Annotated in this window: 12 protein-coding genes; 7 read left to right on the top strand and 5 right to left on the bottom strand. The window is 44.3% G+C overall.

Going from position 1 to position 17736, the window contains the following annotated elements; translation table 11 throughout:
• Positions 1-50 precede the first annotated feature (50 nt).
• Both L1D55_RS01125 and L1D55_RS01120 read right to left on the bottom strand, forming a co-directional pair.
• A complete protein-coding gene (locus L1D55_RS01125) occupies positions 51-611 on the bottom strand; it encodes an NADAR family protein (RefSeq protein ID WP_239916120.1) in 561 nt (186 codons plus the stop codon).
• 188 nt (positions 612-799) lie between these two features.
• On the bottom strand, positions 800-994 hold the full coding sequence (locus L1D55_RS01120) for a hypothetical protein (protein WP_004736928.1): 195 nt from the start codon (positions 992-994) through the stop codon (positions 800-802).
• Between the two features lie 362 nt (positions 995-1356).
• Between L1D55_RS01120 and L1D55_RS01115 the strand changes: the two genes are divergently transcribed.
• From L1D55_RS01115 to L1D55_RS01105, 3 genes are read left to right on the top strand one after another with little or no spacing between them, the layout of a single operon-like run.
• Positions 1357-2181, top strand: coding sequence for an ABC transporter ATP-binding protein (locus L1D55_RS01115; RefSeq protein WP_198778377.1), 825 nt, complete (start codon positions 1357-1359; stop codon positions 2179-2181).
• 8 nt (positions 2182-2189) lie between these two features.
• Positions 2190-3122 carry an ATP-binding cassette domain-containing protein gene (locus L1D55_RS01110; RefSeq protein ID WP_239916119.1) on the top strand — a complete coding sequence of 311 codons (933 nt, stop codon included), beginning with the start codon at positions 2190-2192 and terminating at the stop codon, positions 3120-3122.
• Positions 3119-3601: a hypothetical protein gene (locus L1D55_RS01105; RefSeq protein WP_008216907.1), complete on the top strand. Its 483-nt coding sequence runs from the start codon at positions 3119-3121 to the stop codon at positions 3599-3601. Before L1D55_RS01110 ends, L1D55_RS01105 begins: the two co-directional genes overlap by 4 nt.
• Before the next feature lie 379 nt (positions 3602-3980).
• Here L1D55_RS01105 and L1D55_RS01100 read toward each other — a convergent pair whose 3' ends face one another.
• Positions 3981-5960 (bottom strand): replication initiator protein RctB domain-containing protein, encoded by a 1980-nt coding sequence (locus L1D55_RS01100; protein ID WP_102424076.1) that lies wholly within the window; start codon positions 5958-5960, stop codon positions 3981-3983.
• 1281 nt (positions 5961-7241) lie between these two features.
• Here L1D55_RS01100 and L1D55_RS01095 point away from each other — a divergent pair.
• The 4 genes from L1D55_RS01095 to L1D55_RS01080 all read left to right on the top strand — a co-directional run bounded on the left by L1D55_RS01095 (position 7242) and on the right by L1D55_RS01080 (position 13654).
• On the top strand, positions 7242-8459 hold the full coding sequence (locus L1D55_RS01095) for a ParA family protein (protein ID WP_004736920.1): 1218 nt from the start codon (positions 7242-7244) through the stop codon (positions 8457-8459).
• A 5-nt stretch (positions 8460-8464) separates the two neighbouring features.
• A complete protein-coding gene (locus L1D55_RS01090) occupies positions 8465-9439 on the top strand; it encodes a ParB/RepB/Spo0J family partition protein (RefSeq protein WP_008217970.1) in 975 nt (324 codons plus the stop codon).
• 93 nt (positions 9440-9532) lie between these two features.
• Positions 9533-11668 (top strand): GNAT family N-acetyltransferase, encoded by a 2136-nt coding sequence (locus tag L1D55_RS01085; protein WP_239916118.1) that lies wholly within the window; start codon positions 9533-9535, stop codon positions 11666-11668.
• A 315-nt stretch (positions 11669-11983) separates the two neighbouring features.
• The gene (locus tag L1D55_RS01080; RefSeq protein ID WP_239916116.1) at positions 11984-13654 is read left to right on the top strand and encodes a FapA family protein; all 1671 of its coding nucleotides are present in this window, start codon (positions 11984-11986) and stop codon (positions 13652-13654) included.
• 53 nt (positions 13655-13707) lie between these two features.
• On the opposite strand, the gene L1D55_RS01075 is transcribed toward L1D55_RS01080, so the two are convergent.
• Positions 13708-15456 carry an SgrR family transcriptional regulator gene (locus tag L1D55_RS01075; protein ID WP_239916113.1) on the bottom strand — a complete coding sequence of 583 codons (1749 nt, stop codon included), beginning with the start codon at positions 15454-15456 and terminating at the stop codon, positions 13708-13710.
• Between the two features lie 162 nt (positions 15457-15618).
• Positions 15619-17733 carry a type I secretion system permease/ATPase gene (locus L1D55_RS01070; protein ID WP_004736912.1) on the bottom strand — a complete coding sequence of 705 codons (2115 nt, stop codon included), beginning with the start codon at positions 17731-17733 and terminating at the stop codon, positions 15619-15621.
• Between the last annotated feature and the right edge of the window lie 3 nt (positions 17734-17736).

Genomic DNA, 17736 nt, shown 5'->3' with positions numbered 1-17736 from the left:
CCGCTCTGGTTAGCGTATAAGCTAACCAGAGCGGCCTTTTTAATGTGTACTTAATGTGATGTGATCAAATGCAGTTGCTGGCTACGAAGTTGTTGGCGCACTGCCATCAAAATTTTCCCTAAGTGATTCTCACCGGTTCCGTCTCCCCCATCTCCCCAAAAATGGTCTTTATGAGAGTGCTCTTTAATCACCGAATCGCCCGTGCTCGTTAAAAACAGAGCAAACTGCGGGTTCTGTGTGAATTTCTCGGTCACAATGAATCGCATCACCTCTACACGAATATCGTACCAGTCCTCTCGAACCTGGTCTTCGTATTGGCGGCTCAAAGCGAATGCTTCAGCGGGAGTGTTCGCTTCAAGAATGATGTTTCTCAGCGACGGTGAAGAAAACTTCATCGCCTGATAATAATGCTCACTTGTAGCCCAAACTTGATCATCGACTTTGATAGGGCAAGCTGCGAAATTAGAGAGGTATCCGTTCGGATCTTCTGGTTCATAAAACAACACTTCTTCAGCTTGAGCCACAGAATTGGACATAGCCTTCTCCTCACCAACGTCATCGCATATTTTTGCTGTGACTTTAAAACTAGTGGCGTTGCATATTGCTGTCAAACAACTTAGTTCAAGAGTATGCCGTCAGCCTGTTTTTAGACGAAAAGTAGAGACCACTGAGAAAATTTGTGTGATTGAGCTTTGAGCGTAGAAGGTAAATTGCAGATCGGAATCGAGTGATAAATGAATAAAGTGCTTATAAATCAAAGGGTGGCACTGAGCCACCCTCTTAAATGCAATCGGGGATATTAGTGAATCAGACCCAGCTCCCTCGCTTCTTCCAGACTCAAACCGCTTTCTCTAATTTCTCTTAGAGCCTCGATACGACGACGAGCTTCAGCGGACTTCATTTTCTTTTCTGGTTTGAAAGATACTTCTTCTTCAGCATCCCACTTGTTTGCAATGTTTGTCATTTCATCATGGTTGATAGAATTAATGGACATGTTTTCCTCCGAAAAGCACCATGTAATGGACAGGTAATCTGTAGCAAATGCTATTTCGCTTGTTAAGAAATTCTGCACTGAAATGTGATGATTCCGACGCTTCATAAAGCTAATTAATAAATGGCTCATTTAAACTTTGCCAAAGCCATTTTCTGCAATTACATTTAAAAGATTCCCCATAAGAAATGTGGTTTGATCCAACTCTCACTTTCCTCCCTTAGTTTTCGCGTTTCCCACTGAAAATTCCTGAAATACCCCAAGATAAATTTCGAGGCACTTCATTGTTTTTGTGCTGATCGCTTTCACTAAATCCAACACATGTTAATGATAATGGTTATCAATATCATAACTGAGTATCTATCATGTCTATGGAAAATCCAGATACACCTCTTCTCGAAGTGAAGAACCTATGTGTCGACTACATCACCGATGACGGAGACTTCAACGCGGTAAAGTCCGTCAGCTTTAGCATAGGACAAGGAGAAATCTTTGGTCTGGCTGGCGAGTCGGGGTGTGGCAAAAGCACCATCGCGTTTGCCATTAACCGACTTCATAAGCCGCCCGCATTCATCTCTGGCGGTCAAATACTTTTTGGTGGGCAAGACCTACTGAGACTATCTGACAGCCAGCTTAATACATTACGCTGGAGTGAGATCGCCATGGTGTTCCAGAGTGCCATGAACTCACTCAACCCAGTGTTAACCATTGAAGAACAGTTTGCCGATGTGTTACGCCACCACAAAGGGATGAGTGATGAACAAGCCAAGGATCGCGCAGAAAAGCTGCTCGACTTAGTGAATATTCCTCGCCATCGCCTAACCGAATATCCTCACCAATTTAGCGGCGGTATGCGTCAAAGACTGGTGATTGCAATCGCTCTCGCGCTCAATCCCAAACTGATCATCATGGATGAGCCAACTACGGCTCTAGATGTCGTCGTTCAACGAGAAATATTGCAACAGATACACCAACTCAGAGAAGAGTTCGGCTTCTCAATCCTCTTTATCACCCACGATTTGGCCCTGATGAGCCAGCTGTGTGACCGCATTGCCATTATGCGTCATGGCAAGATAGTTGAAGTCAATCAAGCCTACGAAATTCGCAATAACCCTCAGCACTCCTACACCCAAAAGCTGTGGAGTTCATTCCCTAATATTCACGAACATGCTCACGCCACAGCGTGCTAGGAGCCTCAATGTCACAACCAATTATGCAAGTAAAAAACCTCGTTAAAGAGTTCACCGTTGGTGGCGGATTTGGCAAAGAGGAGATATTTAGAGCCCTGCATGGCGTGAGTTTTGACTTATACGCAGGAAGAACGTTAGCTCTCGTTGGCGAATCAGGCTGCGGAAAAAGTACCTGCGCGAGGCTAATGACCAAGGTTTACCCACCGACAGAAGGCGAGATCCTATTCAATGGCAAAGACATCTCAACCCTCAACAGCCGCAAAGACACCTTGGACTACCGCAGCCGAGTGCAAATGGTGTTCCAAGACCCGTTTGGCTCGCTGAATCCGACACATACTATAGAGCACCATTTAACACGCCCTCTCAAGATTCATAAGCAAGTCGCCAACAAACAAGCGCTAGCAGAGCGCCTGGAAGAGTTATTAACGCTGGTGGAGTTACCCATTGAAACACTGGCTAAGTACCCCCACGAGCTCAGTGGAGGCCAAAGACAAAGGGTTAACCTAGCAAGAGCACTGGCGGTTGGAGCTGAGGTTATTCTTGCCGACGAACCCACCTCCATGCTGGATGTTTCGATTCGACTTGGCGTGCTCAACCTAATGCAACGAATGAAGAAAGAACTCGGGATTGGCTTTTTGTACATAACCCATGATCTCGCGACTGCACATTACATCGCAGAAGAAACAGCAGTTATGTACAAAGGACAGATCGTCGAATGGGGATCCACTCAGTCGATCTTGACCAATCCTCAACACCCATACACCAAGCTATTGATCTCTGCGGTGCCAGATCCTGATCTGCCATTTGGCGAACTCGTTAAAAATGAACCAAACTATTCAATAGACGCTGATCGTATTCGAGAACAAAGCAGTGAAATACAGCATAACGTTAAGCAAGTTGCTGATAATCACTTTGTAAAACAATGGGATAATGTTGCATGAATGAACTAGACACTTGGTTAGAGCGGATCGGAGATTGGTACAAAGCCCGAAAGCATGATCAAGTGGAACGGTTAGAACCTTTGATCTTAACGCCTCCAGATGCACTCTGGGGGCCATTGATCACGGATGAACAAAGCAAAGGTATCGCATGTTGGTTAGATGGCTGCCTGAGAATCTTTACCTTCTATCGACAGCCGAACGAAAATGCACACCATCAAGAAAAGGCTTACCAATACCTAATGTTTGCTTACGGCAAGCTGCAAGCGGTGTCTTGTGACCCCAAAGCGGAACCAGACTTGCAAGAGTGGTGTACTCAACGAGTTCAGCATCTGTGTGTACTGGCTCTCGAGTTTGCCAATCAACAGCAGGAGCCGCGCTGGCAAGCAGAATCAGAGAAGTTGATCGAGTCGCACGTCCGCTTCATGGCGAGCCATCCCCGAAACGATGATCAAGGTAATGTAAAACATCAGATTCACTGATCGCTACTCACTTGATCCACAGTCGCCCCTAAGAAGCTTCCTTTCCTGCCAATGAACAAGATCCATGAAAGCATGATCTAACCTTGATCATGCTTCGGAAGGAAACACACTAAACTATTGATTTTTAATGGCTAGCCGAATTTTAGACAAAAAAAAGCGAGTCCCTTAGGGAACTCGCAAAAATCTATTCAGTATGATGTAACAAAATATGAGCCAATCTATTAATCATAAGAAAGGACAAAAGGTTGTCTATTCGGGATAAATAATAATCAACCGAGTGCGCTACTTTGTCATCACTTTGTCAGCGTTAGGTGCGGTTCTTATCAACACCTAATGATGTTTCAAATTTCCATTCACAGGCCTGAAAACAGGCCCAGAATTAGTGGCCAATCGCCATCTCATCTAACGCTAAGAACACATTCTCATCCAAATGCCCTTCGTGAACTTGCTTACACACTTTGCGGCGAACCGCTAAGCCAGAGATAAGACGTTCAATCGAAAGGTGGCGGTTGCTGTTACTATCGCGGTCGTTGTACAGCTCAATTAACTTACTTAACGTTTCGTAAGGAATGATCTCATCCCCTACTCTTAGCCAATCAAGCTTCTCAATAAGCTCTGAGCACTCTTCTTTGATTGAGGCGTGTGAATGCCCTGTCATAGCAGATAAAGCCGTTATACTGCGTTCTAGAGCCTCTGCAGAGGTGTATTTAGAGAGTGTTATCATGATCTCATCAGCATTGATCTCAACAGAGTGCTTACGCTGCTTAACACGACGCCCTAATTTGCCTCTTGGTGATGGTGCCTTGCGTTGGATTGGTTCGAACTCACCATCGATAATTTCAGACAGCTCTTCCAGCTTCTGCTTCGATACCATCTCGTTGCGGAGCGGGTTTGGCAGAGTTGGTGCCATATTACGTTTACCGGCATTGGTGGTACGGGCTCTCGAGTAACGCAATACTTCTTCCACGTTACATTTAATATCAACTTGATAGTCTGTAGTTTTCCCTTTCTCGATCAAAGCTGTGATCGTCAAATGGTAACCCCACAGGTTAACCAGGAAGGTATCTTCTTGATCTCCTGCTTCGCCAAGCTTTCTCAATTCACGGATCAGATCCATTGAGAATCGACGCCAATCGATGTTGCGAGCCAACTTCTGATTAAGTTCGCTTAACAGCATGCAATCAGAATGACGACGTGCCATACGACTTCTGAAGTAAGAATACATTTGGAAAACCAAGGTATGTTGCTTCAGGATCTCTGGCGGGAACAAGAAGAAATAATCACGTGTCAGCAGCTCTTCGTAGAACGATGGCTCCCAAACAAGGATGTATAGGTTCGGTTTAATGCGAATTTCACCGTCAGAGCCCTCTGTAGGCGCTTCTTCTGATGCAGTAATGGTTCTCGCTAAGAATCGGAAACGATCACTCTTAAAGCCTTCTGGCATGTTCTCGCTAAGCCAACGACCAGTAAGCTCATGCAATTGAAAATCTGTAAACTCGATACGATCAATACTGTCACGGATTGAGTCACGTGCAGGGCCGCTGTCTTTTTTGCCTCGAAGCGACAAAATATCGGTGATGTAGAGTGGTGTTTTGTTCGGTGTGTGCTTTGCATCAAGATGGTAATCATCTTGGTGGTGATCATGATATTGGACGGTGAGTGTAAATAAAGCGAATAGCGTCATGAGATCATCAACCGTCATGATATTTTTCGATGATCTTGTCTCGATCACTGCGCGAGTACCTGAGATCGAAACCATTGATTTTTGGTAACTCTTACGCGTTCGTGGTGGCGCTAACGCTTGATCAATAATCCCCGCCCAGTTTGTGGGAGACACAATGAACTGGTCCGCTTCATCTTTCATTGTTGGTGGGGTATTGAGTCCGTGTTCATTCAGCAGGCGTTTGTTAACTTTGGTTTGAGCTAGGGCTTTAGAACGCTTTTGCTTTTCATTCTGTTTGACACTTTCTGTCACCAAGCTGGTGGCACCCAATACCGATATTAATTGGTTAGGGTTCACAAAACGATGCAGCATGGTTTTTCCTGCTAGGCCTTCTTCAAAGCGAACAGGGATTTGCTTGAAAAGACCGATATTTACCGCCGCTCTCAATCTTTGTTGCAAAGCTGCGCGGGTAACTTGACCATCGGTTGATTCAATAATCTCGGTCGTTGAAACGTATCCATCTTTGCTGCTAAATCCACGAAGTGAAATTAGGTTAAGAAGCTCAACTATGCTTTTAGTGACACCTTTGAAGTGTTGATATTGTTCAATCCATTCAACGGCTGTTTCAGATACCTCAAATAAATGACCATCTTTGTGGCTTCGTGCCTTAATTAACAATTTCTCTTCTGGTTTCATTTTTGATCCGTATCACACTAACCGTAATTTCACTATAGTTCCTGAATGATAAAGAAAGAATGATCATAAATAAAGAGAATTTATTGGCTTTTAAATAACTGATCTTTTTGATTAATATGATCTTAAATGATTAAGTGATCTAATGATCTGGCTGTAAGTTTGCTTTTAAGTTGCTGAATTTAAAGTGTTAAATAAAATACGCTTGGAAAGCATGATCATAAGTTACTCGAAACGATGATCATAAAACAGAAGAAAGCATGATCACAGTGAGTCAGAACGATGATCATTAAGTCATTGTAAGCATGATCATTGTTGATTCGAAAGCATGATCATTATGGTTATACAGCTTATCCACAGCCGATCTTTGTCTACTTTGTTTCGAAGCGCTTATTTGCTGACTGTGTGGATATTTTTGACGACCAATTTATCGGAACAATGATCAAGTAAGTCGTGATTTTCATTGTTCCTGCCCTGTTTCGTACAAAATCCATTCAATATTGATTTATCACAGGTTGCCTCTCATTTTAAAAAGACACCTAACCAAAGGTAGGAAGCATGATCATGAAATTGTCATGTTTCTGTATTCCCATCTTGTGTCGATTGAATTTCCTAGCAATGAGGCCCAATAAGCCTTGAATCCCCATTCCAAAAGCATTTGTCCGTAAGTTAGGTCCAAAAATATATGCTTCCGGAACGATATCTACTTGATCATTTTTCCGGAAGTTGATCATTTTGAATAGACATTCATTCGGATCAATATTGGCGACGATGAACCTTGATCATGCTTCATAATATCAGTTTATCAATTGTAGAATTCGTCATTTACACCATGATCATTCTTCCGGTTGTGATTTAGCTTGTCCATTATTCAATGGTGCTCATTACTTTGAAATGGTTCGGTATCGAATCGCTTTTCTCAAATCGAACTTCCAATTTTCATGTATTGTTATTTTTTGCGTGATTCGCCTGTAATTTAGAATGAAAATCACATAGACCGTAATCTATGGTTGTATTTCAATCGTTCCGGCGTTTTTTGGGCATTTTAGCATTTACATTGTAAATAAGTGATGCTGTAACATTTTAAATCTAAGGGGAAATTAGGTTAGTTATGCACTATGAAAGTAGTCAAATTTGTATTTGTTTTAGATACTATTTCATCAAACTGTAAAAATTCAGTCTATTTTATGTGATTTTACTCATAAATGTATGTTCATGTTTTTGTTGTTTTTATCGGTGATCGCTGTACAATTTGTACTTAGTTAATCATTACGGAAACTGGCAATGAAAAGAGAACAAACGATTGATAAGCTCTATCAGCTAGCCGAACAAACTCAACAAGTTCAGGCTGACCGAATTGAGATTATTTTGGAAGAACGAAGTGATGAGCATTTTCCGCCTATGTCTAAGGCTATGATGGAGACTCGTTCTGGCTTAACTCGTCGTAAATTGGATGAAGCTATCACTAAGCTTGAGGCGGAAGGCCACCAGTTTACGAAGAATAATGCTAACCATTACTCAATTTCATTGACCGAAGCTCACATGCTGATGGACGCGGCTGAAGTGCCAAAATTCCACCAACGTAAACAGCATGCGGGGAATAAGCCATGGATTATCAACGTACAGAACCAAAAGGGTGGTACGGGTAAATCAATGACAGCGGTTCATTTAGCGGCATGTTTATCTTTGAATCTTGATAAACGTTACCGTATCTGTCTGATTGACTTAGATCCACAAGGCTCTCTGCGCTTATTCCTAAACCCACAAATCAGTGGTACTGAGCACGATAGCATTTATTCTGCTGTTGATATCATGTTGGACAACGTGCCAGAAGGCCAAGAAGTTGACCAAGAATTTCTGCGTAAAAATGTACTGTTGCCAACACAATACCCAAACCTAAAGACTATTTCTGCTTTCCCAGAAGATGCAATGTTCAACGCTGAAGCGTGGCAAAGCCTTTCTCAAGATCAGTCTTTAGATATTGTCCGTCTCTTAAAAGAGAAGCTTATCGATAAAATCGCGGATGATTTTGACGTGATTATGATTGATACCGGCCCGCACGTAGACCCGCTGGTATGGAATGCAATGTACGCGTCTAACGCACTTTTGATTCCATGTGCGGCGAAGCGTTTGGATTGGGCTTCAACGGTTAACTTCTTCCAACACTTACCAACCGTGTACGAAATGTTCCCGGACGATTGGAAAGGGCTTGAGTTTGTTCGTCTAATGCCAACCATGTTTGAAGACGACAACAAGAAACAGGTATCAGTACTGACTGAAATGAACTACCTGTTGAATGACCAAGTAATGATGGCAACGATTCCAAGAAGCCGTGCATTCGAGACTTGTGCAGATACTTACAGCACGGTTTTCGACCTTACAGTGAGTGATTTTGAAGGCGGTAAGAAGACTCTGGCTGTCGCTCAAGACGCGGTACAAAAAAGTGCTCTAGAATTAGAGCGAGTATTACATAGCAACTGGCCTTCACTTAATCAGGGATAACAAGAATGGCAATTAAAACATCTGACTTAAATGCAAAGCTATTTGGTAAGGCAAACAAACGTCGTGTTGCTACGCCCCAAGAAGCGCAAACTGCTGCCAAAGAACAGGCTCAAGTGATCGAGCTTTCTGTTGCTGGCGAAGATTTAGTTTCATTTGAATTGGTTCGAATTCCTGCTTCTGAAGTAGCAACTCGCACCGTTGTTTTTGAAGAGAATGCTCGTGAACAATCTTTCCTAAACGAACATGCTCTTTCTGATGTTCTTACAACACTGAAAGAACGCGGCCAGCAATACCCAGCAGTAGGTCGTAAAAACAAAGACGGTAAGATTGAAGTTCTTGATGGTAGCCGTCGTCGTATGTCATGTATTTTGGCTGACAAAGAGTTCCTAATCTATGTTGCTGAAAACATTAACGGCGAACACGCTAAATTTTTATCTGATGTAGCCAACGCTCATAAGCCGCTTTCTCTGTACGAGAAGGGTAAAGAGATGCAAGCCAAGCTTGATAAAGGCGAAGCTGAAGACCAAAAAGCGTTAGCAAAAATGTTCCAGTGTAGCGAAGCGCTAGTGAGTGGTGCTTTGAAAGCAGCTGCTTTACCACTTGAACTACTTCAAGCTTACCCAAATGTGAGCGACCTTGGTCGTCCAACGATTGTTAAACTGCATAAACAATTCAGTGGCCTGACTGAAGACCAGCAGCAAACATTACTCACTAAGTGTGATGCTTCTGAAGGTTTTGTATGGCAGCGCAGTGAAGCACAAGGCGTAACTCGTCTAACTAAAGACGTAACGGAAACGCTAGAAGGTTGGATTCTTGAACTGGCTCCTGCGCCAGCGAAAAAGGCGTCACCAAAAGTTGAGCTTATCAAAGGTCGTGCTTCATACAGCCGTAAGGGTTCAAACCTAGCGTTAAACCTGAAGAAAGTTGATGATGCAACGATGCAAGAAATCCTAGCGTTCGTGCAATCGAAACTCGACTAAGTCGATTACTTTCCAAAACTTCTCTAAAGCCGCTTTATGCGGCTTTTTATTTGGCTGTGATAAACTGTGTTTAGATGAATCTGGACACGAATTATGACAAGCCCAATCAACACGTTTCTGCATACACTTTCCGATATCGCCCAACATAATGATCACCGTTACGGCGTGGTGTTTAATGGCGATGCGACATGGCAAAACTCAGCTATTTCTAGTTACCTCAAAGAGAACAATACACAAACGGTTTTCCAAATTGGTGGGACTCCATTTGATGGCGTTATACATGCGCCTGCAAAGAAAGGTCAGCAACTTCTTGGTCGCGAATGCCAAGTGCTTGTTTGTGATTTTAGAGAGCAGTTTGATGCGAATGGCTTTAGTGCAGCACTCGGTGCCTTGGTCGGTGGCGGACTGTTGTTGGTGTTACCGCCTGATATCGAAAATACCGAAGGTTTAGTGTTTGGCCAACGTTGGTTACATACGCATTTCGAAAAGCTTATTTCTGTGTCTCAAGATGATGAAGCTTCAGGATTGGAACGCAGCTTCGATTTACTTCCACAAAAGAGTAACGCTCCAAAACATCTAGATCGATTTGAGCAGCAGAATATCGCCATTGAGTTAGTCAAAAAAGTGGTGTCTGGTCATCGAAAGCGTCCTTTGATTTTAACGGCTGATAGAGGCCGTGGTAAAAGCTCTACATTAGGTATTGCAGCAGCGCAGCTTTTGGTTGAACGTCGCGGGTTCAACATTATTGTGACAGCTCCATCTGTCAAAGCCACTGAGCCTGTTTTTTCACATGCGAAGCAACGGCTCAATGGCTGTAAAGTCGTGAATGCCACTCATGTTTGCTATCAAGGCGGCAGCCTTAGATTTGTTGCGCCAGACGAACTACTAAAATCAAAGCCCGAGTGTGATTTATTATTGGTTGATGAAGCGGCGGCGATTCCTATTCCAATGTCGAAATCTATGGTCGACAATTATCACCGTATGGTTTTTTCAACCACGGTGCACGGCTATGAAGGCAGTGGTCGAGGTTTCGGAATCAAATTCGAAGCATGGCTTACTAAACACCGACCTGGCTGGAAAGGCTATAAGCTGGAACAACCTATCCGTTGGAATAATAACGACCCGCTTGAAGCCTGGTTATTTGGTTGTTTCTTACTTGGTGCCGCCTCATCAAATGATGCCGTAGAGCGCGATGTTGAGTTACTTTCTAGTGAGGAACTCAGCTCACTAAGTTTGGTCGAGGTATCTAAGCAAGATTGTTTAACTAACCCGAGCACGCTTCAACAATGTTTTTCGCTATTGGTCGATGCTCATTATCAAACATCCCCAAATGACTTGATGCAATTTCTCAATAACCCTGCGATTCAGTTGTACACGGCTTGGCAGCAAGAAGAATGTTTGGGGTGTATTCTGGTCACGCAAGAGGGTGGGTTAGACAGCGAATTGATTTCCCAGATTCAAATTGGAAAACGTAGGCCTCAAGGTCATCTGGCTCCGGTGTTGTTGGCAAATCAACTTGGCGCAGTACAAGCGGCAAAGAACCGCTGTATCAGAGTCATGCGCATTGCGGTTTCAACACGTCACCAAGGTTTTGGTATCGGCAGTTGGATGCTGGACGAGTTGTCACAGCACATAGAACAAGCCGACTACTTAGCGACGAGTTTTGGAGCGACAAGCGATTTGATTGCATTCTGGCGTAATAATGATTTTGCACCAGTACATATTGGCCACCAGCGTGATCAGGCAAGTGGCTGTCACTCTGTGCTAATGGTTAAGCCTCTTAATGCAAATTCAGAAAGTTGGATCAGCCAACTTCTGAACCATTTTGAGCGTAGTTTTTGTTTTGTTGTTTCGGGCTCTCTGGCATCTCTTGAAGTGGATATGGTGCGAGCATTGTTGCCAACTTATTCTGAATCGTTCTGCGAACTCGAAGTCCAACTTATCAAGAACTATGTTGATGGAGGGAATAGTTACGATAGCATTGGCTACAGTGTGTTGAAGTTGGTGCTTATTAGTAATGCACGCCAAGCTCAGAAAACAGTTCTCGATTCTACGAATGTCGTTCACTCTTCCGTCTCTGATTTGTTGCTTGCCAAAGTTGTTCAACAGAAAGGGTGGGGGAGCTGTGTTGAACAGTTTAACTTTATTGGGCGTAAGCAAGTTGAGGCTCAATTTCGAAAAGATGTAGAAGCCTTATTGGTGAATTTACAGTGTAAATTAGAATTTTGAATTTACACTGTAAACTGTTCCTCAATCCCACGCCTTCAGCCTCATTTCGATTCCACTATCTCAATTTCCTATTTAACTCAGATAAGTCACCACATCATTAGACAATGAAACTTCAAATTAAACCGTGTGAGAATTGTCGCTTTGCCTTTGTAAAGGTGAGACAAATCATAAAATGAGTACGTCTTATTTATGAGTCATCTATGCAGTCACGAAAGTAAGTGATGTGACGCTGATTATTATAATGTGACGATTCTAAGCTCAGATTGATTTATATAGACTGAATAACAACTGAGTCATTAGGGATACTCAATTCGAATGTGGGATAACATCGTTACACTGTCGGAAGATAAGCAACAAGTGATGGCATGTCTGCCGTCAGGGTTTGTGGTTGATGCAAGCTTTGATAACAAGACACTGCCACCAGCCTTGGAAGCAATAGACGCATCAAGCTATTTTCTTTTTGAAGAAGAAGTGCTGCGTTTTGTCTCTCTTGCTAAAGAAGGCAAAGGCGAAGCTTACGAAGGTATTCTGATTGCTGAAGTTCGTGACGCCAGTGTAGAGGTGCAACTATCCGATGATGAGATGTTAGCGAGTCTTGTTGTCACTGGTCCATACAACGGAAACCCTCTGCGCGGTAGTGACATCATTCATTGTCTAGCCCAAGCTCACATCACTAAAGGGATTAATAAGTTAGCCCTCAGAAAAGTATTAATGATGAGTAGTAAGCTTAGGCCGGGAGAAAAGTTTACTCAGCCTGTCGCTAAAGGCACTCAGCCGATCAGGGGTAAAGACGCCAAGTTTGCAGCGCTCGTGGAAGACATTACACGTCAAGTTCTAAAGCCCCGAGGTAAAGACGAAGGCAAGATAGATATGCGGGATTTGGGAGAAACCATCACCGTTGGACTGAATGACCAATTGATGAAGCGCACTCCCGCGACTAAAGGCGTCGCTGGCTTTACGGTTCAAGGTCGAGTCATCCCGCCAATCCCTGGACAAGACAGCTTAATCAAGCCTGGTAAAGGCACCTACATTTCTCCTGATGACCCAAATCTATTGCTCGCTTCCCACCCCGGCTTACCCATCATTAAAGATCGAACCATCGAAGTGGATGACGCATTGTGTGTTAGCAATGTCGATGTCTCTACTGGACACATAAAGTTTAAAGGTAACGTGTTTGTCTCTGGCAACATTGAACCAGGTATGGTTGTGAAAGCCACAGGGAGCATTACCGTCGGCGGCTTTATTGAATCGGCTGAAGTTCAGGCGCAAGGCGATATCAAAGTCGCGAAAGGAATCATCGGACATACGACCAAAGAGGGAGAACCGAAAAGCTGTAAGGTATTTAGCAAAGGTTCTATCACGGCAAGCTATGCTCAAAACGCCGAATTACAGACGGCGGGTGATATTCGTTTTGGCGTGCACAGCATGAGTAACGAAATACGCTGTGGTAACAACCTTATTGTGATGGACTCACTCAAGAAGCACGGCACACTCAGTGGCGGTGAAGCGAAAGTGGGTGGCAAGGTGGAGTGCGTTTTCTTAGGCGTTGAAGGAGATACTGCAACTAAGGTTCATGGTTTTGCACGCTATGATGGTTACCGACAGAAGATTGCTGAACTTAAGGAAATCTATAGACACGCGCAAGAACAGACTATGGACGTAATTCGCCAAGAGCTTGAGTTTAAAAAATTACCTAAAGCAGAACGAAGTGAAGAACAAGCGTTACAAATTGAGCAGCAGCGCGAGAAGAACAATCACGCCATAGAAAGCACTAAACAAAAGCTTGATACTCTGGAAGCGGAATTTGAAACGAACCTAGCAGAATGTACAGTCGAAGCACACGAAAAGGTTTATACACGAGTCACCGTGCAGTTTGGTGATGAAACGGTGACAACCAAGCGCACCCATGGAGGAAGCGTGTTTTCCTTCAACCAATACGAGATTCAATGTTCCTTTAAGATGGAACAAGAAGACATTTCACTATAAAAGGCGCCAGTGTGCGGCGCCTCTATCAAAAACATCCTCATCGCAACCTCTCTTTAATCAGAAGACCACACCGAGCGAATGTCTGGCCATCCCCAGTTGGTGAGTGCGACATCTTCTAAGACACCTTGAAATCGTAATGTTTGAGTGTGATGAAACATTGGGGCAATCCAGTATTCACTGACCAAGGTTGAAGCGATCGGCTCTAACGCCGTTAGGTAATCTTCAAGCGGCGTGCTCGCTCTTAGGTTTTCCAATTGCTGATCAAGCCAACTTGCATTTGCCTCCCCTAAAGTGTGGTACAGCACGTTGTTACAGTCGAAATTAGAAAATGCTGAAGCATGACGGTTATCGTCTAAATTGATATTGGTTAAGATCAGTGTTTCATCGAGTGTGCCGTTGTTCGCTTTCTCACTCAACTCTCGATAGGAATACATCACCATTTCAACCACGCAATTGTGTTCGGCAAGTACTGAAGAAATAGCCCGAGCGCATCGACGCAATGCTGTGTAGTTGTATCCAGCAATGGTAATGGTTTTTGGTAGCGCGCTGAATTCACCAAACGGGCGTAAAACGGGATTCCAAACTGGTAATAAGTTATTGGCTACGACACTGCCGTAATGAACCTTCTTTTTCTGGAATACTTCGAGTAGTCGCTGCGGTTGAATCAATTCCGTAATGTAACAGCGTTGGGCACGTGTTAACGGATGCTTTGCATGGTGGTTGAATAACGCGAACAAGCAGCCATCTTCAGTGCGACTGTGTTGACTCGCTTGAGTAGCATTGGGTGCTTGTATTGAGACTTCAATACCGCTTGTCGTTTCAGATACTTGAATAGGTGCGTCACTAGATAGCGATGGGTTCTCCATTTTCTCGTCGTTGACGCTCCAAATCGTAACTAAGTCGACTAACACACGACATGAATAGTAGCCATCGAACGCTTGCAGCTTAAGTTTATTTTTGTCGTGTTCGACCACTGTAAATGGGCCACTGCCAATCACCGCATTGTTGTTTGCAACATTGACTTGGTTTGCTGGCTGAATACCGTATTTGACACCAGAGACAAGCCCTGCGAACCCTTGATCTGGTTTGCTTAATGTAAATACCACTTTCAGTGGATGTGGTGCGCTGATGTCGTTGACGTGCGCGAGTTCTTTTTGATAATAGGGAAGGGCACTGAGTTTAGCAAAGAGGCTCACAATGGTATCAGCGTCTATTGGTTCGTCGTTGTGGAACGTAAGTCCAGGGCGAAGATGGAATGTCCATTGATAGCTTGCTTCGTCATAACGCCAGTGGTGAGCGAGTTCTGGTTTGATAACACCATTGTCATGGCTGGAGACCAAGCAGCAATAAACCTGACGCAAGAAGAAGCGCTCGCTACAGCGGTGTAATTGGTGTGGCACAATGCGCTCGAACATGCGTTTGTATGTGAGTTGGATACTGACACGGCCTTCCTGAACAGAAGCCCCTGAGGTGGTTTTCAGCAGGCGGCCAAACGTTGCTTCGTCCTCATCAAGAATAGCCAAAGCTTTCTCATACTTACCTTGTTGGATTCGCTCTAGAGCAAGTCTCTCCTTGAGTGCGCCTAATTCGATATTTAACAGTAGCGATGAAGGTTGGTTTCGACCGGCTTTCGGTTGCCAGGTTAACCACGTTAGGTCTTGCATTTGTGATAACAGGTTGCGGGCATGTCGAGGAGAAGTACACAGTAAATCAGCTACTTCCTGTACTGTGGTTTTCATTTCGCTACCGACACCGATGGGTGCGATTCGCTGATAATACCTAAGCAGGTTGAGATTAGACACCAAGAGCCCTTTGTTAATGGATAGCCTGGTATTTTACTCAACTTAACTTCGAGAAAATAAGAAAATGTCCAGTTACTTTGTTCCCTTTTTGTCATGGTTTAAGGGAATAAAAAAGGGGGGAGCATTCGCTCCCCCCTTTGATGATTGTGTTGATGACAGGCTTTAGCTAACTGCTCTTACACGGCCTTGTTTGAGATCGGACAGAACCTTCGCTTTCGGACCATCAGCAATTATGCTGCCTTTCTCCATCACGATGACTCGGTCTACAACATCTAACATCGAGGTTTTGTGAGTGATAAGGATCAGCGTTTCACTTGGTAACAGTTGGCTAAGCTGGTGCTTAATGTGCATTTCTGAACGGTTATCCATTGCACTGGTCGGCTCATCCATTAGCAATACCGGAGGACGGCCTAAGAAAGCCCTAGCAATCGCAATTGACTGACGTTGACCACCAGAAAGTAAACCACCGCCTTCACCCACTTGACGCTCTAGGCCGGCAGGGTCTTGCTGAGTAAAGGCTGTCACACCGGCACGGTTTGCTGCATCCATCACATCACGATCGTCCACCAAAGGGCGGCCTAAAGTAATGTTATCTCTGACTGAACCATAGAATAGGTTACTATCTTGCGGTACACAGCCTATATTACGTCGTACGTCGACATGGTGAAGTTGCTCCATATCGGTATCATCAATGCGTACATGGCCTTCTGTGGGCTTGTAGAGGCCCATAATCAGGCGTTCTAGGGTAGTTTTACCTGAACCAATACGACCGATGATCGCCACCTTCTCGCCAGGTGCGATGGTTAGGCTGAGATCTCGCACTGAAGCGACGGGTGAATCAGGGTAGTGGAACGTCACTTTATCTAGCGCAATGTGACCTTGAATTATTGGGCGGTGAATGTAGCGCTTACCTTCTTCTTGCTCGTCAGGCATCGACATCACTTGTTCAATCAGCGTCATTGATGATTTGGCTTGGTTGTAGCGTGTAGAAAGCAGCGACAACTGAACAAGAGGACCAATCGCACGTCCACTCAACATGGTCGCAGCGATCAAACCACCCATCGTTAGTTCACCTTCCGCAATTAGATACACACCAAAAATGATCATCCCTACATTGGTACTTTGCTGAACAAAGCCTGCGGTATTTTGGATGCTGTCGGTAATGCGGCGGCTTTTAATGTTCCAGTTCGCCATATGAGCAACAGCTTCTTCCCAACGGAATTGGAACTGGCTCTGTGCGCTAAATAGCTTAACGGTTTCTAGGCCCGCCAAGCTTTCAATCAAGTTCGCGTACTTCTGAGAGGCTAGGCGTGAACCTTCTTCAATAGTGCGACGCAATGGACCTTGAATCAACAACGCGTAGATGATCAGAATCACCACACCCGCGACTGGAACAAACACTAAGTTGCCCGCCATTAGCCAAATTAAGGCAAGGAACATGAGCGCGAAAGGCAAGTCGATGAGAGAACCAATCGTAGCTGAGGTAAAGAACTCTCGAATGGACTCAAACTCTTGTAGGTTCTTCGCGAAGGCACCAACTGAAGCCGGTTTTGCTTCCATACGAATGCCAAGTACCTTGCTGAACAATTTAGAGGAAATCAGGATATCGGATTTTTTCCCCGCAACGTCGATGAAGTAGCTGCGCATCAACTTTAAGAGCAGGTCGAACAGAAATACCACGAAGATACCGCTCGCTAGTACCCACAAGGTTTCAAATGCAAGGTTGGGCACTACTTTGTCATACACCAAACGCGTAAACATCGGCGCGGCAATCGCAAAAATGTTGATAAGAATCGACGCAATTAACACATCACGATAGATGTTTTTCGATTCCCAAATGGTGCTCCAAAACCAGTGACCTTTACGTGTTTTCAGAACTTCGGGTGATCGCTCGTCGTAGCGGAACTGCTTTTTAACTAAGAAGTAGCGGCCAATGAACTGCTCTTTGAGTTCTGCAACAGGAATGATGATTGGCACCATTCCACTCTCTGCTGTGATGATTTCAGCTTCTTGTTTTTCAAGGTCGATGCTGTTGAGCACACACGCTTCGCCCTGTTTAAGCAATAATACCGCCGGCAAAATTAGGTGTGGAATGCTATCTAAGTCGGAACGGTTTTCTTTTGCCACTAGCCCCGCACGTTCTGCCGAACGTGGGAATAGGAAAGGGGTTAGCTTTCCGTCTGATAGTGGCAACCCATTGACCAACGCCTCAGGCGAGTTCGCTAACCCGTAATATCGGCTAACGTAGATCAATGAGTTCAATAGTGGATCTTGCATGCG

The sequence above is a fragment of the Vibrio sp. Isolate22 genome, from assembly GCF_022398115.1.
GTDB lineage: Bacteria > Pseudomonadota > Gammaproteobacteria > Enterobacterales > Vibrionaceae > Vibrio.
Note: the sequence above shows the minus strand (reverse complement) of the source record. Positions and strands in the feature narration are given on the sequence as shown.